The organism is Prochlorococcus marinus str. MIT 9313 (genome assembly GCF_000011485.1).
Lineage (GTDB): Bacteria > Cyanobacteriota > Cyanobacteriia > PCC-6307 > Cyanobiaceae > Prochlorococcus > Prochlorococcus marinus_D.
Genome location: NC_005071.1, coordinates 569,302 through 588,526, shown reverse-complemented (window position 1 = coordinate 588,526; position 19,225 = coordinate 569,302). Strand labels below are relative to the sequence as shown.

21 protein-coding genes are annotated in these 19,225 nt (G+C 53.2%); 3 read left to right on the top strand and 18 right to left on the bottom strand.

Features of this window, described 5'->3' with window-relative positions; translation table 11 throughout:
* Positions 1-402: 402 nt before the first annotated feature.
* Genes purS through AKG35_RS02830 form a run of 3 tightly spaced genes read left to right on the top strand, consistent with a single transcriptional unit; the run spans position 403 to position 2,317 of the window.
* Positions 403-672 carry a phosphoribosylformylglycinamidine synthase subunit PurS gene (gene purS, locus AKG35_RS02840; protein ID WP_041384305.1) on the top strand — a complete coding sequence of 90 codons (270 nt, stop codon included), beginning with the start codon at positions 403-405 and terminating at the stop codon, positions 670-672.
* A gap of 7 nt (positions 673-679) precedes the next feature.
* Positions 680-1,333, top strand: coding sequence for a phosphoribosylformylglycinamidine synthase subunit PurQ (purQ, locus tag AKG35_RS02835; RefSeq protein ID WP_011129918.1), 654 nt, complete (start codon positions 680-682; stop codon positions 1,331-1,333).
* A gap of 6 nt (positions 1,334-1,339) precedes the next feature.
* A complete protein-coding gene (locus AKG35_RS02830; protein WP_011129917.1) occupies positions 1,340-2,317 on the top strand; it encodes a S66 peptidase family protein in 978 nt (325 codons plus the stop codon).
* A 59-nt stretch (positions 2,318-2,376) separates the two neighbouring features.
* Here the strand turns inward: AKG35_RS02830 and fba are convergent, their stop codons facing one another.
* The 18 genes from fba to hisA form a co-directional block, all read right to left on the bottom strand.
* Positions 2,377-3,450, bottom strand: coding sequence for a class II fructose-bisphosphate aldolase (gene fba, locus AKG35_RS02825; protein ID WP_011129916.1), 1,074 nt, complete (start codon positions 3,448-3,450; stop codon positions 2,377-2,379).
* A 120-nt stretch (positions 3,451-3,570) separates the two neighbouring features.
* Positions 3,571-4,680 carry a Gfo/Idh/MocA family protein gene (locus tag AKG35_RS02820; RefSeq protein ID WP_011129915.1) on the bottom strand — a complete coding sequence of 370 codons (1,110 nt, stop codon included), beginning with the start codon at positions 4,678-4,680 and terminating at the stop codon, positions 3,571-3,573.
* Between the two features lie 9 nt (positions 4,681-4,689).
* Positions 4,690-5,058 (bottom strand): hypothetical protein, encoded by a 369-nt coding sequence (locus AKG35_RS02815; protein ID WP_011129914.1) that lies wholly within the window; start codon positions 5,056-5,058, stop codon positions 4,690-4,692.
* 44 nt (positions 5,059-5,102) lie between these two features.
* Positions 5,103-5,984, bottom strand: coding sequence for an acetyl-CoA carboxylase, carboxyltransferase subunit beta (gene accD, locus AKG35_RS02810; RefSeq protein ID WP_011129913.1), 882 nt, complete (start codon positions 5,982-5,984; stop codon positions 5,103-5,105).
* A gap of 187 nt (positions 5,985-6,171) precedes the next feature.
* The gene (locus tag AKG35_RS02805) at positions 6,172-6,984 is read right to left on the bottom strand and encodes a prepilin peptidase (protein WP_011129912.1); all 813 of its coding nucleotides are present in this window, start codon (positions 6,982-6,984) and stop codon (positions 6,172-6,174) included.
* Between the two features lie 385 nt (positions 6,985-7,369).
* Positions 7,370-8,272 carry a phosphoribulokinase gene (locus AKG35_RS02800; protein ID WP_011129911.1) on the bottom strand — a complete coding sequence of 301 codons (903 nt, stop codon included), beginning with the start codon at positions 8,270-8,272 and terminating at the stop codon, positions 7,370-7,372.
* Positions 8,273-8,369: 97 nt separating this feature from the next.
* Positions 8,370-9,443 carry a 3-isopropylmalate dehydrogenase gene (gene leuB, locus AKG35_RS02795; protein ID WP_011129910.1) on the bottom strand — a complete coding sequence of 358 codons (1,074 nt, stop codon included), beginning with the start codon at positions 9,441-9,443 and terminating at the stop codon, positions 8,370-8,372.
* 37 nt (positions 9,444-9,480) lie between these two features.
* Positions 9,481-10,524 carry a UDP-3-O-(3-hydroxymyristoyl)glucosamine N-acyltransferase gene (lpxD, locus tag AKG35_RS02790; RefSeq protein ID WP_011129909.1) on the bottom strand — a complete coding sequence of 348 codons (1,044 nt, stop codon included), beginning with the start codon at positions 10,522-10,524 and terminating at the stop codon, positions 9,481-9,483.
* Positions 10,525-10,580: 56 nt separating this feature from the next.
* Positions 10,581-11,666, bottom strand: coding sequence for a glutamate 5-kinase (gene proB / locus AKG35_RS02785; RefSeq protein ID WP_011129908.1), 1,086 nt, complete (start codon positions 11,664-11,666; stop codon positions 10,581-10,583).
* Positions 11,663-12,172, bottom strand: coding sequence for a YqeG family HAD IIIA-type phosphatase (locus AKG35_RS02780; RefSeq protein WP_011129907.1), 510 nt, complete (start codon positions 12,170-12,172; stop codon positions 11,663-11,665). The genes proB and AKG35_RS02780 overlap by 4 nt, the downstream gene beginning before the upstream one ends.
* Before the next feature lie 5 nt (positions 12,173-12,177).
* A complete protein-coding gene (locus tag AKG35_RS02775) occupies positions 12,178-12,714 on the bottom strand; it encodes a DUF3727 domain-containing protein (protein ID WP_011129906.1) in 537 nt (178 codons plus the stop codon).
* A 20-nt stretch (positions 12,715-12,734) separates the two neighbouring features.
* Positions 12,735-13,220 carry a Holliday junction resolvase RuvX gene (gene ruvX / locus AKG35_RS02770; RefSeq protein ID WP_011129905.1) on the bottom strand — a complete coding sequence of 162 codons (486 nt, stop codon included), beginning with the start codon at positions 13,218-13,220 and terminating at the stop codon, positions 12,735-12,737.
* Between the two features lie 5 nt (positions 13,221-13,225).
* Entirely contained in the window at positions 13,226-14,221 is a 996-nt protein-coding gene (locus AKG35_RS02765) for a hypothetical protein (RefSeq protein ID WP_011129904.1), read from the bottom strand.
* A 91-nt stretch (positions 14,222-14,312) separates the two neighbouring features.
* Positions 14,313-15,479, bottom strand: coding sequence for a hypothetical protein (locus AKG35_RS02760; protein WP_011129903.1), 1,167 nt, complete (start codon positions 15,477-15,479; stop codon positions 14,313-14,315).
* 81 nt (positions 15,480-15,560) lie between these two features.
* Complete coding sequence (locus AKG35_RS02755) at positions 15,561-16,130, bottom strand: thylakoid membrane photosystem I accumulation factor (protein WP_011129902.1); 570 nt, start codon at positions 16,128-16,130, stop codon at positions 15,561-15,563.
* Positions 16,131-16,162: 32 nt separating this feature from the next.
* Positions 16,163-17,839, bottom strand: coding sequence for a DUF3685 domain-containing protein (locus AKG35_RS02750; RefSeq protein WP_011129901.1), 1,677 nt, complete (start codon positions 17,837-17,839; stop codon positions 16,163-16,165).
* A 71-nt stretch (positions 17,840-17,910) separates the two neighbouring features.
* Positions 17,911-18,375, bottom strand: coding sequence for a Fur family transcriptional regulator (locus tag AKG35_RS02745; protein WP_011129900.1), 465 nt, complete (start codon positions 18,373-18,375; stop codon positions 17,911-17,913).
* A 65-nt stretch (positions 18,376-18,440) separates the two neighbouring features.
* Entirely contained in the window at positions 18,441-19,208 is a 768-nt protein-coding gene (gene hisA, locus AKG35_RS02740; RefSeq protein WP_011129899.1) for a 1-(5-phosphoribosyl)-5-[(5-phosphoribosylamino)methylideneamino]imidazole-4-carboxamide isomerase, read from the bottom strand.
* Positions 19,209-19,225: the final 17 nt, after the last annotated feature.

The window sequence follows — 19,225 nt, the reverse complement described above, 5'->3', positions numbered from 1 at the left end:
GCCAATTCTTATCTATATTATTGATGCAATAGAGCTACGGAGAGTATTTCTGGAACATTACTTTGGCAAGGAGTTGTCTCATATTTAGAAACATAATCTATATCCTCTTGTAAGTTAAGATTTCATCAGAGAGTCTTACTTGCCATCAGCCAGGCAACTAACAACCAGGGTCAGTACAGTCCATTCAGCTCATCTTGACTTTGGCTGCATAGTCATGCTCAGATAACTATGATTTTTGCGTTGTATTTCTCCTGCACCTGCATTGTTTTGATCGTTGAATCAATCATCACCATTCACCACGCAAGCAGTGCGGGCCTAGTGGCCTAGGTTTTAAACACACTTTCATCCTTTAAAAAGGGTGCCTTGAGCTGCGAAGATTTAACAATCCACTTCCTACAGACCGTGCCGCGATTTCATGCCCGCGTTCTTGTCAGTCTGCGTCCTTCAGTGCTTGACCCGGCTGGGGAGGCTGCTCGATCTGCTGCCAATCGCCTTGGGGTGGAAGGCATCAGCAAACTGCGGATCGGAAAGGTTGTTGATCTTGAGCTCGAGGCTGATAATGAAGCGGAAGCACGCAAGCAGCTGGAACTGCTCAGTGATCGCCTGTTTGCCAATCCCGTGATTGAAGATTGGAGTCTTGAGCTTCAGCCGATTCCTACAACCACCGCTTAATGCAGCCATGAGTATTGGTGTTGTTGTCTTCCCTGGCTCAAATTGTGATCGCGATGTGCGCTGGGCAGCGCAAGGATGCTTGAACATCCCAACGCGCTTTCTCTGGCATGAGACCCGTGATTTAAATGGTCTTGATGCTGTTGTGCTTCCAGGCGGGTTTAGTTATGGCGACTACCTCCGTTGTGGTGCAATTGCCCGTTTTGCGCCGGTGCTTGAGTCGCTGGTGGAATTTGTTGCACGTGGCGGCAGGGTGCTCGGCATCTGCAATGGCTTTCAGGTTCTGACTGAACTAGGTCTGCTCCCTGGAGCTCTAACCCGCAATCGAAGCCTTCATTTCATCTGTGAGGATGCTTTGCTCACTGTGGAAAGCAACCGCACGCCTTGGCTAATGGGTCATCAACGAAAAGATTCTCTCACCCTGCCCATTGCCCATGGTGAGGGTCGATATCAGTGCAGTGACGAAACCCTTTGCCAGCTACAAGACGATGACGCTATCGCCTTGCGCTATGTCAATAATCCCAATGGTTCAGTGGCTGATATCGCTGGAATTACAAACAAGACTGGCAATGTACTTGGCTTAATGCCCCATCCTGAACGGGCTTGTGATCCTGTGATTGGTGGTGTGGATGGCAGAGGATTATTGCAATCACTGCTTGGCTGATTCACGATGCGACGGCGCTCGCTGCTGATGGGGCTTCCGGCTGCCATAGCAGCAACCTTTGCTTGGCCAAAGCTAGGGCGAACATTGACCCCAGCCTTTCATGCATCGACACCTTTGGCGGCGCCAACACCACTTCGTGATGGTTCACGAATTCGGGCGGTCAATACTGGTACGTGGATCGATCCTCAAACAGACTTTTCTTTTTTAGTTGAGCGTTGCAAGGCGCAGGGGTGGCTCCTTGAATTGCCTCCATCGTTGCATCGCCAATGGCATTGGTTTTCTGGCACAGATGCCCAGCGCCGCGCTGAACTAGAGGCCGCGTGGAGGGATCCTCATGTTGATGGAATTGTCTACATCGGCTCTGGTTGGGGTAGCGCAAGGGTTTTGGAGGACGGGTTCCATTTCCCACGACGCTCCCTTTGGAGCCTCGGCTTCTCAGACTCCAGTTCTCTGTTATTGGCCCAGTGGGGTGTGGGATCTCGCGGCGCCATCCATGGGTCGATGACTGGGTCTGACGAACAATGGCAACGAACGGTTGGTCTGTTGTCTTGTCAATCTGTAGCCCCGATATCAGGCATTGGGGTCATTCCAGGCATTGCTGTAGGCCCTTTAGTGGTAACCAATCTCACCGTGGCCACACATCTAATCGGAACACCCTGGTTCCCTGATTTGCGTGGTGCCGTATTAGTGCTCGAGGATGTAGGTGAAGCACCCTATCGGGTGGATCGCATGCTCACACAATGGCGCAGCGCAGGGCTGCTACGAGATGTTGCGGCCGTAGCTACAGGCCGTTTCAGCTGGAAAGGGGAGATTGTCCCGGGAGACTTCTCAATGGTCGGCATCCTTGAGGAGCGTCTTTCTTCTCTTGGCGTGCCAATTGTCAGTGATCTTCCTGTTGGTCATGGCCAACCGAATCTTGCCTTGCCTCTTGGAGCAATAGCGCGCCTCGACGGACGCAATGGATCTCTAATGTTGTTGTCCTAAGCCATATTCATTAAAAAGGGAGGCCTCGCAGCCCCCCTCAGCGATTCATTTGGCCTTAATCATGCAGCAACAGCGTTTTTTGGATCAAGCTGCCCTTTCTCATAAAGGGCTGAGTAATAGTTGATATCACGTTGCTTAATTTTACTGGCATTGCCGGCACACCAAAACTGCTGATAGCGATCAAGACAGACCTGCTTCATATATTTACGCGCAGGTTTGTTGAAGTGGCGTGGATCAAAGTTGGCAGGATCAGCGACAGAAGCTTCACGCACAGCAGCGGTGAAAGCCAGGCGATTGTCGGTGTCGATATTGACCTTACGCACGCCATTGCGAATCCCTTCTTGGATCTCTTCGACAGGAACGCCATAGGTCTCAGGGATTGCACCTCCGTATTTATTGATCATTTGCAGCCATTCCTGGGGAACGGAAGAGGAACCGTGCATCACTAAATGAGTGTTAGGGATGGCCTTATGGATTTCTGCAATTCGACTGATCGCTAATACTTCACCAGTGGGTTTGCGCGTGAATTTGTAGGCGCCGTGGCTGGTTCCAATCGCGATTGCTAAAGCGTCAACTTTGGTTTTAGCGACGAAGTCGGAGGCCTCAGCTGGGTCGGTGAGCAGTTGGCTGTGGTCGAGCTTGCCTTCAAATCCGTGGCCGTCTTCGGCTTCACCCATACCTGTTTCCAAGGAGCCCAGGCAGCCCAGTTCACCCTCCACGCTTACGCCAATGGCATGGGCCACGCCTACGACTTCTTTTGTGACAGCAACGTTGTACTCGTAGCTGGCAGGTGTCTTGGCGTCTGCCTCAAGAGAACCATCCATCATCACAGAGGTGAACCCGTTGGCTGCAGCACCAAAGCATGTTGAGGGGCTATTCCCGTGGTCTTGATGCATCACAACCGGGATGTCTGGATAAGTCTCAACGGCGGCGATGATCAGATGTCTTAAAAAGATTTCACCTGCGTAGCTTCGAGCACCGCGGGAGGCCTGCAGGATCACGGGGCTATCAGTCTCGTAAGCCGCTTCCATGATGGACTGCACCTGCTCGAGGTTGTTCACATTGAAAGCAGGGATGCCATAGCCGTTTTCTGCGGCATGGTCAAGCAGAAGCCTTAGCGGAACGAGGGCCATAGAGATCTCCGTAGTGTCAGTAGGGGCCAGTTCTCAAGCAAAGAGTCCTGGACCTGCGGCCCCGGACTTTATAAGACGATGGTCAGAACTGTCACCTATCCCTATCAGGCTTATTTATTTTCAGAGTGTCGATTGGATTTCAAGTCGCTGTCCTGATCTAGCTGAATCCCTTATTTTGTCGCATACGTGTTGGCTGGCCCATCCTTCCGCAAGGCCTGGCAGCATTGGCTGGCCACTGCGCATGCTCTCGGCCCACCAGCCTTGAAGCCTCGCTACAGGGGCGATGCGACCATCAGTCCATGTGGTAGGGAACGCTAGATCCAAATCAGCGCTAATGCTGCGAAGTGGCTCACCGGCAGCTGCTGCCCAGAGGCCAAAGCCATGCACATAGTCTTTCTGGTTGTCACTGCCAAGCAAGAGGCTGCCGTTGCTGCCGTAGATCTCCAGCCAGCACCCTCTTCCCTGGAGGGCAATTGCCGTGAGGCTCACCTGTGCAGGTATTTCAGGCCTCTCATTTCCACCCAGCTTTAACTGAGCCAGGGTGACGTCTTCACTGCTCACATCACGCAGTTCGCCACTAAATGGATCAGGCCTTGTTTGAATCGAGGTGGATAGCAGAGCACTCACCTGGCGAGTTGGCCCACACAACCAATGCAGCATGTCCATGGCATGAGTGCCTAGCGCCCCAATCACGCCGCCACCTGCCTCGGATTGGGAATACCAGTTCCATGGTCTTGAAGCATTGGCGCGACTACTCATTAACCAGTCAAGTTTCACCAGCCATGGCGTTCCCACGATCCCTTGATCAAGCAAACGCTTGGCTTGCATAAACAACGGCACAGCACGGTATTCAAAGTCCACGGCCACGCTCAATCTTTGCTTGATGGCCAGTCGTTGCAGTTCAGCGACTTGATCGGCATGCAACGCCACGGGTTTCTCCAGAAGCAAATGTTTTCCAGCTTTCAATGCTTCGAGCGCCAATTCAAAACGCGGGCCTGGTGGTGTTGCCAGAATCACGGCCTCGATCTTTGGATCAGTCAATAGGGCTGACCAATCGCTATAGCCGATAAGTTCATGCTGGTTAGAAGCTTTTTCTAGTCGCTCTCTGCGTGGATGCCATAGGGCAACAGGCTGTAGGTCTGGATTGGCTTTTAGTGCCGGAAGATGAACGCTTTCACCGAAGCCAAGGCCGGCAATAGCAACACCAATTGGTGGACGAATTGGATTCATGATTGATTTTTACGTCACCTCTGCAGTGCAAACCTCATCGATGACTGCATCGATGAGCTCATCGCCATCAGAGGGTTTCCATTCTGCGCGGAAACGATGCAAACCATTCACCGAGGTATCCCTGAAGAGCTTTTGATCGCAATCCACATGCATCAAATAGAGGCTGCCATTTTGTTGCTTCTCGCCTTCTCTGAGCGCTGGAGTAAAGCGACTAAGCACGCTGAGATTGCCATCCTTGTCGTAATGAAGGCTGCCTATATCCCACCATTGCTGTCCAGCTTCAGTAGCGGGGACTTCCTTCCATTCGACTGGGCCAGCGCTTGCGATTTCTACTTCGAGAAAGCCGTAAGGAATAAAAAGGGTTAGCAGCAGGAGCATGAAACCCTGACCTAGCCAGAGGCAGAATCGGAATAGAGATTTGCTCATTTACCCGCGGCCTTTTTCGCTTTACAGCCATGCAGCAGCAAGAGTGAGGCCAGCGTTTTACGAAGTTGCGTTCGAGGCACGATCGTGTCTACGAAGCCATGCTCTTGCAGATATTCGGCAGTCTGAAAATTGTCGGGTAGTTTTTCCCGCAAGGTCTGCTCAATGACCCGGCGTCCAGCAAAGCCAATCAGAGCCTTCGGTTCCGCCAGAATTAGATCACCAAGCATGGCAAAACTTGCAGTCACACCACCGGTAGTTGGATGAGTGAGTAGTGGCATGTAGAGCAATTCAGCCTCTCGATGTCGTTCAAGAGCACCGGAAATCTTGGCCATTTGCATCAGGCTGAGCATACCTTCTTGCATTCGAGCTCCGCCTGAAGCGCAGACAATCAAGAGGGGTAGACCTTGGGCTGTTGCCCGCTCCACCAGTCGGGTGATCTTTTCGCCAACAACTGATCCCATAGAACCGCCCATGAAGCGGAAATCCATCACCGCCATGGCCATCGGCATTCCTTCGACTTGGCAAAGACCTGTGACGACCCCGTCCTTCATGCCTGTTGAGGCCTGGCTTTCTCTAAGTCGATCGGCATAGGCACGGCGATCTTTAAATCCGAGTGGATCTGTAGGGCTGAGGTTGCGATCCAGTGATTTAAAACTTCCTTGATCAGCAATCAGGACGATCCTTTCGTCGCTATCGATGCGGTGGTGGTAACCGCAGTTGGAACAAACACTTGCATTGGCATGAAGATCCTTGCGATAAACCACCTGACCGCATTCGGGGCATTTGACCCAAAGGCCATCGCTTTCTTCAGTTTCCTGGCTCACCTTGCCAACGAACTGACCCTTGCGACGATCAGCAAACCAGTCGAATAAACTCATCCTTTTAAATCAGTGTGAGGACGGGTGACTTCTCAACTGGCACAAGGCTTCTCGGGCAGTCATAAGGATGGATCAAGTGTCCATGCTTATGTCCAATACCGCAAATTAAGAAGTGGTGATTCATCCAAATCTAAAGCGCGCTTGATTCACTGACAGTTGGCATTTTTTTCTAGCAGCAGTTGGTCTATTAAAGACCCATTAGGTTGAGCCAATGTTGCCACCACCAATCTGATCCACAAAGCCATACACCCCAGACCCCAAAGGCAATGAAAGGCCCGAAGGGAAAAGGCTGGCGAGGTTGTAGCTGACCAGCAAGCCGACCGATGAGACCAACCGCTGCGCCGCTGATGATGGCCAGGGTCATGGCCATAGCCACCCCATTCAGTCCTAACCATGCTCCAGCCATGGCCGCCAATTTGGCATCACCAAGCCCAAGGGCCGGCTGACCAATCAGCTTTTTGGCAAGGAAGCTAAGCCCTTCCATCGCAATTAAGGCTGCTGCTGCTGCTAGTAAATGGTCGAGTAGCAGGGTTGATCCCTTACTCCAGCCGAGTGAAACTGCCGCTGTCGCGGTGAACGCCAGGCCTAACAAAAGGCCAGCCCGACAAAGTGGTTCAGGCAACCACATGTGATCGAGGTCGATGAGGACCAGTGGCAACAGCACACTGACAAGCACGACTCCAGCAAAGAGATTGAACAAGGAAGACAACTCGCCCATGCTGGTTGGAGCTGCCAAGGCAGCCGATACCCAAAGCCCGGCGCTGAGACTCTCCACCGCTGGATAACGCACTGGAATGGTGGTTCTGCAATCACGACAGCGACCGCCCAGTTGAATCCATGCGAGTACTGGGATGTTGTCGTGCCAACGCACACCACATCCACAACGTGGGCAATGGCTACCAGGCCAAATCAATGATTCCTTTCGTGGAAGCCGCCAAGCCATCACATTGATGAAGCTGCCCATACAAGCTCCGATGATCGCTAGATAGATCCAGAGCATTAGCTGCGCCTAGAGATGGCGATGGTTCTTGCACGGGTTTGACGGGAGCGCATCGGGAGGGTGCGCAGGAGCTCTAGCTTGAGAAATTTTTCTTTTGGAAGCAGAACCGGAAGATCAAAGACAACGCGTCCTTTCCCATTGTTTTCATTCAGAACAACACCAATGGGTTCCGTACCAGTGATGGTGTTGGAGAGATAGTTGAAATAAATTTGTCGTGCTTTCTCAATCAGTTGGCCGCTGTTGAACCGATCGCAGCGTGCTGCCTCGGTTGATCGGGAAGCGGCTGTTGCAATTACAAATGAGAGGTTGGAAATAGAAATAGGATTAACTGATTACTCAGATAATCCCATCATAGTTGCTTCTTGAGGTAACTAAATTATTTTGTTTATGAGAGTTTGTGTTTGTCTTCAATCAGGCGATGAATGATCGGGGTCAAAATTAATTCCATTGCAAAACCCATCTTGCCTCCGTTCACCACGATGCTTGTCGGACTCGACATAAACGAGTCATTAATCATGTTGAGCAGATCTCCAAAGTCGATGCCCCATTTTTCGCGAGCACCTTTGCGGAAGTGAATGATCACAAAGCTTTCATCCGGCGTAGGGATGTTCCTACAAATGAATGGGTTCGAGGTGTCCACAGTGGGCACTCTCTGGAAATTGATGTCTGTACGGCTGAATTGTGGACAGATGTGGTTGATGTAATCAGGCATGCGTCGCAGAATCGTATCCACAATTGCTTCTGCGGAATAGCCTCGCTCGGCATTGTCGCGGTGGATTTTTTGTATCCACTCAAGGTTGGTGATTGGTACCACCCCAACCAGTAGGTCGGCGCAGGCTGCTACGTCGTAGCCATCACCAACGACACCACCATGCAGTCCTTCATAGAAGAGAACATCCGTGTTGGTTGGAATTTCCTCCCAAGGGGTGAACTGACCGGGGTCAAGTTTCGTGCCTAGGCGGCTGTTATGTTCTGCTGCCTCTTCAGTGCTATGCAAGTAATAACGCTTCTTGCCACCCCCTGTTTGACCGTAGGTGCGGAAGAGCTCTTCCAGCTTGTCGAATAAGTTCGCTTCTGGGCCGAAGTGGGAGAAGTTTTCACCCTTGGCCAAGGCGTCAGCCATGGCTTCCTTCATGGCCATCCGCTCGAAGCGGTGGTAGCTATCGCCCTCCACAACGGCGGGCGTGATTTTCTCTCGGGAAAAAATGTGTTCGAAGGCCCGCTTTACGGTGCTGGTTCCGGCTCCAGAGGACCCTGTAACGGCGACAACCGGGTGACGCTTCGACATCGACGCAGACAGGACAGGCCCAGAGATTTTGGCAGGTCATGGAGCAAACAGCTCAATTTGGCAACATCAGCATTTGCTTATCAGAGTTCTCGATCCTTTAAAGCGCTTGCAGCAATTGCTCACCCATCTCTGCGCAGCCCAGTTGGGTACAACCCTCACTCATGAGGTCACCTGTACGGAAACCTGCCGCGAGAACACGCTCTACTGATCCTTCAAGAGCCCTGGCGGCATCGTTTTCCTTTAAGCCAATTCTCAGCATCATTGCTGCGCAAAGCACCATTGCCATTGGATTGGCCAGGTCTTGTCCTGCAATATCGGGTGCGGAGCCATGCACCGGTTCAAACAGTCCTGGTCCTTCGCTGCCGAGCGAAGCTGAGGGCAGCATGCCAATCGAACCGGTAAGCATCGCTGCTTCGTCACTAAGGATGTCTCCGAATAGGTTGCCGGTAAGCAGCACGTCAAATTGCCTGGGGTTGCGCACCAATTGCATCGCGGCATTGTCCACATACATGTGGCTGAGCTCTACATCTCCATAGTTGGCAGCCAAAGCATCGACACGATCACGCCACAGTTGACTGACATCAAGCACGTTTGCCTTATCTACTGAACAAAGCTTTCCGCTGCGATCGCGGGCGAGCTCGAAAGCGACCTTGGCGATTCGATCCACCTCAGTTCTGGAGTAGGTCATTGTGTTGAAAGCGCGCTCATCCCCATCGGCCTCAATCCGCCCTTTCGGTTGGCCGAAATAAATCCCACCTGTGAGCTCACGCACCACCATTAGATCAACGCCTTTGATCACATTTGCTTTCAGGCTGCTGGCATCGATCAGGGCCGGCAGGATCGTCACCGGCCTGAGGTTCGCAAATAGTTTCAGTCCTGCCCGAAGGGATAGCAAGCCTGTTTCCGGCCGTTGCTCCCTGGGCAGGGCGTCAAAGCGAGGGCTACCAATTGCTGCAAGGAGCACCGCATCACTGGCTTGACATGCCTCAAGGGTGCTGGCGGGCAAGGGCGATCCGCTTGCGTCTATGGCAACCCCACCGATGGGGTGTTGCTCGAAATTCAGCTTGAAACCGTGTTGGTGGCCTAATGCATCAAGTAAAAGCTTTGCTACAGCAGTGATTTCAGGACCGATACCATCACCAGGCAGCAGAACGATGCGGTGCTGGCGCATGTGGAGAACTCCAAAATGGCTTGTGCCTCCTGTGAGGTTACTGAGGTGTATCTCTTGTCAGCTTCCTCAACATTTTGGCCATCTCCGGTAATTTGCTGAAGGTGGCGGAACAGCGCAACCAGAGGCGATTTGGAATCGCGGGATAGCCGCTGACAACTTCCCCCGCTTCAACTTCGCCATGAATACCGCTCTTCGAGCTAGCGATGGCACGATCGCCGATTACAGCGCGATTAGCGACTCCAACCTGACCGGCGAGGATTACACCTTCACCCAGGCGAGCACCGCCGGCAATCCCCACCTGTGAGGCAAGGGCACATCCTTGGCCTGTAACCACCCCGTGGCCGATTTGCACGAGGTTGTCAATTTTGGTCCCAGCGCCGATGCGAGTCTCACCCACCGATGGACGGTCGATGGTCGACCCGCAGCCCACTTCTACACCGTCTTCAAGAACCACCAAACCGGTTTGGGGCATCTTTCTCCATCCATTGGCGGTAGGTACGAAGCCGAAACCCTCTGATCCCACAACGGCATTGGAGTGCACAACGCAGTTCAGACCTAGCCTGGAACCAGGCTGAAGAACAGCATTGGCATGAAGTTCATTAGCTTCCCCCACCACCACATCTTCGTAAATCACTACGCCTGGATGGACCACGCTATAGGCACCGATACGGCTGCCATCACCGATGACGACGTGCGCACCGATTGAGATCCCTTGGCCAAGATGCACTTGATCTCCGATCACGGCTGTGGGGTGAACACCTGCCTTGGGCCGCGAGCGTGGATGCAATTGTTCCAAGGCTTCAGCGAATGCCAGGCGAGGATCTCGCAACACCGCAAAGGCCAGCCCTCTTTGTTCAGCGATGACACGTAGATCATCCTGAGGTGGAATCAATACGGCCCCAACCTTGCTGTGGCTTAGCTGAGTGGTTAGTGCATTGCCCTGTTCCAGAAAACTGAGCTGATTGGCCTTTGCTTGATCGAGAGATGCGCCGCTAAGCAGTTCAGGATCTTCAGCTAGCTGGTGGTCCTGCAGCCCAGCGCTTCCTTGTTGGAGGGAGGCGATCAACTGGCTGAAGCGCATGTCAAATCACTTTTCGGCGGATCGTAGGCGTGATGTGTTGGTGATGTTCAATCAAGTCACGCGTTGCGGAGAACCAACACGTCCCTATGCACCACGACCGGTGAACGATTCGTGCTCATTTGGGTCTCAATGGCCTCGCGCAGTTCTTTGCTACTCAAGGAACACAGGCCTCGAGCGAGCTCGTTACCTTCGGGATTAATTAGTCTTACCGGCTGGTTGGCTTCAAAGTTTCCTTCCACCTCTTTAACCCCCACCAAGAGCAGGGAGGCGCCACGATGTTGAAGGGCATCGCAGGCGCCTTCATCCAGCTGAAGGGTCCCTAAGGGCTTCAGAGCATGGGCCAGCCAGCTCTTGCGATTGCCGAGAGGTTGAGGGTGAGGATGAAACACCGTGCCGCTCCGTCTTCCTTGCAGCAACCCATCAAGCACTTGAGGATCGCGGCCATCAGCAAGAAGAACGGTGATGCCACTTGCGGTAGCGATGCGAGCTGCCGCAAGTTTTGTAGTCATGCCCCCAGTGCCCCAGGCACCTCCCTCCCCTGCCGCGACTTCCAGGGCAGTCAGTTCATGGGGATGGTAAACATCTGAGATCGGTTCGGCAGAGGCATTAATGCGGGGGTCTGAGGAATAAAGGCGATCCACGTCGGTGAGCATGATGAGCTGATCAGCCTCCACTGCGGTTGCAACGAGAGCTGAAAGGGTGTCGTTGTCGCCGTATCGCAATTCTTCCGGAGAGAGGGCGTCGTTCTCATTCACCACCGGCAGAACGCCCCAGTCGAGCAATTGCTTCAAGGTGCTAGAAGCATTGCGGTATCGCTGCCTGGAGCCAAGATCTGAGCGGGTAAGCAATACCTGAGCCACGGTGTGACCCCTTCGGCTCATGGCAGCCTCATAAAGAGCCATGAGTTGTCCTTGACCGATCGCCGCCGTCCCTTGGAGAGCCACCACATCGACCGGCCGTTGGCTTAGCCCTAGACGATTACAACCAAGACCTACGGCGCCACTTGTTACGAGGACAACATGATCCCCCCGCTTGAGGCTTGCTGAAAGGCAGGCGCTGTAGCTCTCAATCACTTCGGCGGTGGATTGCTTCTCATTGCCTCTCAGCAGGCTGGTTCCCACCTTCACCACCCACAGACTCATGTCTGTGGGGCCCCTAGCCATGCGGCAAGTTTTTGTTCAAGACGCTGAACTCTGTTGTTTTTGCAGGGGTAGCCATCGGCGCGTAGTGGTCGAACTAGAACGGTATAGAGATCAAGACGGTTTCCGGCTAGCACGTCAGTGAAGATTCGATCTCCCACAATGGCAATCTCTGTAGGTTTGCACTGGATCTGATTGAGTACCTTTCGCAGTCGGGCTCTGCGAGGTTTCGCTGCACTGCAGGTGAAGGTGAGATCTAGTTGCTCAGCTACCGAACCGATACGTTTTCGAGAGGGATTGTTGCTGAAGAGGTGAAGTAATAGATGGCGTTGGGCCTCCTTAACCCAGCTTGTAACGGATAGCGGTAATTCAATCTCACGCCCGGGCAGCAAGGTGCGATCAACGTCAAGGATCAGGGCCTGCAGGCCCTGATCCAGCAAGTGCTGGATCGGCAGATGGGGGAGGGTCAGGCCGGGTGCCCAGTTTGGCTGAAGCCAGTGTTGGCTCATCTGATCTACAGCTCCCTATCTTCGAGCTCGACTTCAATACGTGGCTGAACTTGATCGAATTCCTCTCCTTCGACAAGCTTTGCTTGACCGTCGGTCATGCGAGCCACAACGAAGAAGGGATCCAGAGGGATATAAAGGCCATACTCCTGCTCTTGAACCATAAAACTAACGAGTAATTCATATGTCTCGGAGTCGTCATCGGTTTCCTCATCTTCCAATTCCTCTGGATCGGGTTCATCTAGTTCACCGTTCACAGTGAGTGTTACAGCTGAACGAACAAGAGTGAGGTCGTGTTCTTGCAGCACGACATCGGCCACTGAAAGGATTGGTTCACTGCTGGCAATCGTTTCGATCAGTTCAGGATCGTTGCCTTCGCTGAGGCGGAAGAGGGAGACGGGGGTGTCGACCGGTGTGAGTAGGGCGTAATCCTTGTCATCAAGGGGAATGAGTTGCTCGAGAAAACAGAGCAGATCCCGCCCTTCATCATCTCTTACTAAGACCGTTGGCACCTCGCCATTGATGTTTGGACCCGGGGCAGTCATTGGAGCTGAGGTTGATTTGCTCAGGATCCACTATCGCTGTTCACCTGACTCACTGGATGGGCCGCCACGTGGACCGGTTTCAGTTCGGGACCTTCTCGCAACCACTGCTCGAGCAGAAGTGCTGCCGCAGCGCTATCAAGCTGGCCACTTCGATCGCCTTGCAAGTTGTAGCGTTCAGCAGCAGCCCAACTACTGCTGTGTTCATTAACCAAAGCGAGAGGCAGCTTGAGAGCTCTCGCCAAGCGTTGTCCATAACGCTCATAGTGTCGTGCTTGATCTGTGGGCAGACCTTTGGCATCTAGCGGCAAACCCACGACCAAGCCTTCTACTTTGCGACTAGTGCAGTGCCACTGCAACACTTTTAGGTCTCGTTCGAAGCTTTTTCTCTGCAGAGGTGGTAGAGGACTCACCGTGATTCCAAGTGGATCGCATCCTGCTAGGCCGATGCGTCTTTTCCCCAAATCCAGACTAAGCATGGATTTGGGACTGGGTTTTGTTGCCGTCATTAATGTCAGCCCAGGATTGGAGTAGGCAGAGGTGGTTGCTGGGGTTGCAGTCGCCCCAGCATCGATTGCAGTGGTCGAGCTCCAAGAAGCAACTTGTTACTTACCTGGCGACGCCAAAGACTGCGACCAAGCAGCAACTCTTCTCCCGCACGCTTCCATCTAAGTTGTTCGAGAAGAGTATTGAGCGGCTCGTCTTCGCTGGTGGTGATCAGTCGGAATGTTTTGGACATGCTCGTGAGGTCAGCTAAAACTTTTGGCAGAGCTTGTGACAGTCGAGGGTCCCAACCGACATCGCGCATCAGTTCAAGCACTGTTTCTGAGTTTGTTCCAGGATGGCTAACCAGACCTGCAATGGCCGTACTCGTTGCGCCGCCCTGGGCAAGCAGCACGCCACTGCCCGTTTGGTTTTGGTCAAGTAGGTCGATCCATTGTCGATCGACGATCTGGCGGAGATGGCCAGATCCTCCGGCTTTTTCCAGTGGCCAAAGCAAGGAGGCTGTTCGACGGCTCAGCTGTTGCCAGCTGAGCTCAGCTGGCCAAGTTGGTATCGACTGGGCCATCAGTGAGGGTGATGTCCAACACTGGAAGAGCTTGAGAGGTTGAAAGCCGAGCACTCTGGCTAGTGCCAGCTGATCGGTGTCATTGGCGGGGCAGCGCAAGATCCAGCTCTGTGCCCGCTTACTGCCTTGCTGGATGGCATTTGTTAAAAGGTCACGGCTCACGCTTTGGTTGCTGCATTGCCGCGGCGACGTTATGAGCTCCGGTGAGGTCACTGACCAGCACGTGCCACGTCGGTTGTAGGGCCTAATCACAACAAAGCCGACCAGATTTTTCTGCTCAAGAGCAACTAGGCAACTTGGCTGCCTAGTTGGAAACAAGCTTGGAAGTTGTTGTTCAGCTCTTGCCAGCCAACCGCGCCAAAGCATGGTCTCTAGCCAGTGCATCCGACCAGCGTGTTCGCTGGCATTCAGCATGGGGAAGTGGCTCGCTCTGAGGGACATCACCTGAAGGGGGCTGCTGTATGCCTCGATCACGCCTCGACCAATGCCTTCATTTGAATCTTATCCAGCTTGACCATGTCTTCCATTGTGGTCAATTGGGTCGGACCAAGACCAGAGGCGTGCGTTCATTGGCATTACCGGCTGGGTTCGGACGCAGAGCTTTCTTGAGAAGGGTTTCATCGCAACCATCACTAGAGGCCAGAACCTTGACCCGGCCGAGATCATTGACATCAACGATGGCAACGCCAACTCCCAACTCAGCGGCTGCTTGTCTGCAGAGCTTTGTTGGCGCGAGGGGCCCAAGCACGATCGTTTGATCGTATGGAGGAGTGGTTCCTGTGATGTCATCAATTAGACGTGCCTGTTCGCCAGCAAGTCGATAGAAGCCTCCTTTGATACCTAGCGTTTTCAGAATTAGGCCAACTATCCATGCCAGTAGCACTCTGGTTGGCCCTACCAGATTAATTAAGCTCTGTAGCCCACAAGCAGTAGCAAGACTGCTTGTGGGATGAAAGGCTCGGCAAAGGAACCGGGCGAGCCATCCAGGGTTGACTGTGCTCGGGTGGTGATAGCGCCCTTGCATAATCGCCACCGGGGTTTCCCCGATCGTGAGGACATCTCCGGGGCGTAGATGCGGCTTGGCGTAGTCACGCAAGATCTCAACAGTGTTATCGAGGGTGCCAAGCAAATGGGTTTTCAGAGGTAACACCTCACAGCAATCGCCAGCTTGGAAGCTGACTTCAGAGGGTTGGAGAGGTTCTGGCTGATGGAGTGGCACCAGGACACCTTGACGACGCTTCAGCCGACCAAAGGGGCCGTAGTTCACCCAGTTGACATCTACCCAAATGCTGTCAGCACTGGTTTTCAAATCGCTGCTTTTGCTGTTCTGCAGGCGCAGGTTCACCTGCACCCTCGTGCTTTTGTGGCCTTTGACAATGTAGGCCGCCCAGTAACCATCATCGCGAGCCTTTTCATCTGGATGATATGGGGTGATCTTTGTGCTCAACTTGACTTCACTTAGATCGGCTTTGCCAAGCAGAACAGGGTTAATTTGCAACTCAGGCACCATCACTTCCATGCGCGGATGGGGGTTGCTGATCTCCAGCCAGATTTCTACATCAAGATCAGAGTTGCTTTGCTTGACGTTGAAGTCGAGCGCCCTGAGGCTCAGAGGGGAGGCGGGCCTCAGGCGATGCCTCAGTTCGAGCCAAAACACACCAAGACCCAGCAGTAGGAGCAGCTCAAGCAGGCAAGTCATTGGAGCAGCCGGCTTACTAGACCGGGGGACCTGGCGCGCAGCGTAAAGGGTGGTTGATGCTGATAGCAGTACTTTAGCGCCTTATTCTTTCACCATGAAGCTGTTGTACTCATTGAAGCTGTCGATTTTAAGAGAATCAATTGGTTTACTTAGGCCTGTAGCAGTACTGATTGCATCATTGATTTCATCGAGTGAAACTTGGCCTTCTTGATCGAGTAGCACCTCGCCTTGACCATCGATCACCACCACTTGAGGGATGCGTCCATGCCAGTAATAAGACTCTTCATGGGGATCGTTGCTTGTTCGTCCTTGAAACTCGTCTGTGGTCAATGGGATCAGATCAATGGAATCTCTCCATATCAAGTTAATTGTTGAAACCACAGGCGAGAAAGCCTTGCAGACGGCGCTGTCATCGAGATAAAACACGATCACACTTGTGCGCTTCTCTCTAAGGGCTTCGGGAAGGTTTGTTGCTTGCCCGTAACCCAATGAACCATCACCCGCATAGATCGGAAAGATGTTGCCGTCGTAGGCATCGTCATCTCGGATGGCTTGGACTGGGGGCACCATCAGAAGAATGGCCAGACCCAAGCTCAGGAGTGCTTTGAGCAGATGGGTCATGGGCAGTACACGGAGATGTTTAATGCTCATTTTGGCGCTTGATTGCCTCGAAAGTGTGGGAATTAGCCACCTCTCAGGCTGCGTCCCATTCCCTGCGCGATTCCTCGTCCAACCAGACCAATAGCACGGCCTAATACCTGCGTAAGCACGACCACCATGAGATCACCGATGCGTTTGATCAGGGATTGCATTGAGGGTGCCAGAGCATCGCGGGCTTCGAGCAATAGAGCAACTTGCTGCTGCCACCAACCAAGCTGGCTGAGTTCTTCATCACGAGGTTCGGTGAGCAGTAATGGCTCGATAATGCCGTCTCGCAACCTGTAGAGGAGTCGTTTACTTTCGTAGAGCTGGATTGGTCTTTGAATCCAGTTTTGCCAACGGGCCTGACTATTGAGTTGATTACGCAATCGCTCGAGTTCTCGTGTGGAGATCAAGTGCTGGTTGAGTAGGAATCGGCGTAGTTCGGGCCACTCCCCACAGGTTCCGAGAACTTCGGCACTGATTATTTCAGCGGTTCGTACGAGCCAGTTACCCACCAACATTTCGAGTTGCAGTAAGGCACGAGGGGAATCTGCCGGCAGCAGCTGCCCCTCAACAAGCACGGGTCTGTCGAGCAGCAATGGAGCCAGCATTCTCTGGGGGTCTGGAAGTTCTTGATCAATTCCCTTGAGATCGGCAGTGGCAAGCAATTGATCTGCCACTGGTTTGAGTTCACCACCTCGAGGAAGTCTGACGTAATTACCTGCCATAGATCGCAGGGCTTGTTCACGTAGTTCAGATTCGAGCGTCAGCCAGGAGTCATTGAGTGGGGTCTCGGTACTGTTGGGTTGACGCAGCTTTTTCAGCACATGATCCAATTGGTTCAAAAGGGCAAGGAGTAGGTCACGACGTCGCTCAGGATTGAGGCTTTCAATCGCTAGCAGGCTGCCTGTTGAATTTCTGAGTCCTTTTTCTACGGAATCGCTAAGCCGCTGACGGATCGCTCCCCATACCGCCACTGCGTTCCGTTCACTGAGGCAGATAACCGTTCCGGCAGCTTCTGCTGAGATCTGTCTTGAAGCATCGAAATCGAAATTGATGCGTGCCTTTTGGGATGGCCGATTTGGGAGGACAGGGTTGCGTAGACCCACTTGCAGCGGGCCCCAAATCCATAACAAAAAATCTCTTGCACTACGGAGTTCCCGCTGGCGCCCTTCCATCAAAAGACGAAACAGTTCATTTTTGGGCGGTGGGTTGAGGAATGCTTCGATCAACCTCAGATCGTTGTCGATCTGCTGGAGACCACTCACCAACAGCCACTGACCAAGCCCCATCGTTGCTTGGGGAATGCTGTCTTGGGAGTCGGGGGCAGCATTGAGTCTCACAACTCTGCCACCGCCACAAAGAGTGGTGATAGCAGCCTGCAATGTGGCCAGATCGGGGTCTTGAAGTAGGCCTGGACAATCGAGGCTCAACAACTCGTTTGCATTGAAACGAAGCTGGGCCGGAAGGATCAGCATTACTGGCGCAGGTTGCCAATGCTCCTGAAGTCTTTTGAGTTCCAGTTGCAATGTGCTGAGAGTTTCGAGACTCTCAACCGACAAGATCACTAGGACTGGATGACGACTCAGCTGGTCCGTCCGCAGAATGACATCCAGGTTTGGGTTTGCACTGCTGAGCTGCAACGCTAAGGATTCACCGAGCAGATCGGGAGCCAGCAACAGGATCTGAGTGGATGTGCTGTCCGCCAAATTCACCACGGCACAAGGCTTATGCCATCAAGGTAACGAGCGTTAGGCAAATCCTCCAGTCCGTTGAGATCTTGATGTTTTTAGTCGTGGTTATTACATGCTGGCCGACCGCTGAGTTGAAGGGTGTAGGAGTGAATGCAGTAACCAGTTTTGGCCTCGATTTGATCGAGCAAATCCTCAGGGAGTTCTATATCAAGGTCTGTGATGTTGCCGGTCTCTATGCAAGTGAGGTGGCTATGAGGATCGCTTCGGTAGCTGTATAGGCGACCATTGGCTCGATCGAGACATTCGATCAGTCCTGCTGATTGAAGTGCCTCCAGGTTCTGATAGACGGATGTGTGACCAATGGACCGTCCACAGGTGTTGAGCTTTTGAAAGATATCGCGAGCACTGAGATGAGTGGCTTCACTCCAGAGGAGATCCAGCACCATGCGCCGCTGACGGCTTAGTCGCATCCCAAGCTGCCGGCAGCGTTCGAAGGCTCCCTGCACTCCATCTTCATCCCGCTCAGCACTTGAGCCGCTGATCTTGGGAGCGGTGTGCATCACAACTGAAGTGATAATGAATTCAATTTACGGCTCCAGCAAGGTCAATTCATAGTCCAAGGTCCTCATGCCATCAGTGGTTTGCTAGTTGGTGGGTCCTGCAGTCGGCCATCGCCAATGGCTCGGATTGCTTCTTTTAGATCCACCTTGCCGTCGTAGAGAGCTCTTCCCACAATCACCCCACTCACTCCATAGGGTTCAAGAGCCAGCAGACTAAGTAGATCGGCCATGCAACCCACGCCTCCGGAGGCGATTACTGGAACGCTGCTGGCGTTTGCCATTGCACGTAGTGACTCTAGGTTCGGCCCTTCAAGGGTTCCATCAGTTGCAATGTCTGTGCTGATGATTGCGGCGATACCGGCAGCATTGAAATCGGAGGCTAAGTCTGTTGCATTCACCTCGCTTTGGCTAATCCATCCTCGCGTTGCCACCTTGCCGTTTTTGGCATCGATGCCGACGATAATCCGACCGGGATTCCTTTGGGCAAGCTGTTTCACTAGCTGGGGTTGCTCTATTGCCACGGTGCCAAGGATGACTTGTTCAAGGCCGTAGGCGAGGAGTTCTTCGGCTCGTTCGAGAGTGCGCACACCACCCCCGAGCTGGACAGGAATATTGAGGGCAGAGGTAATAGCTCGCACACAGGAATCGTTGACCGGCTCACCAGATTTGGCGCCATCGAGATCCACCAGGTGTAGGCGAGTTGCCCCCTGCTTCTGCCAGCTAAGGGCTTGATCAACGGGGTCCTCGCTGAAGCGAGTCACCTTCTCGTAGTCCCCCTGGTGAAGTCGCACGCACACGCTGTCCAGTAGGTCGATGGCTGGGATGATCTCCATGATTGGCAAAGAACGTT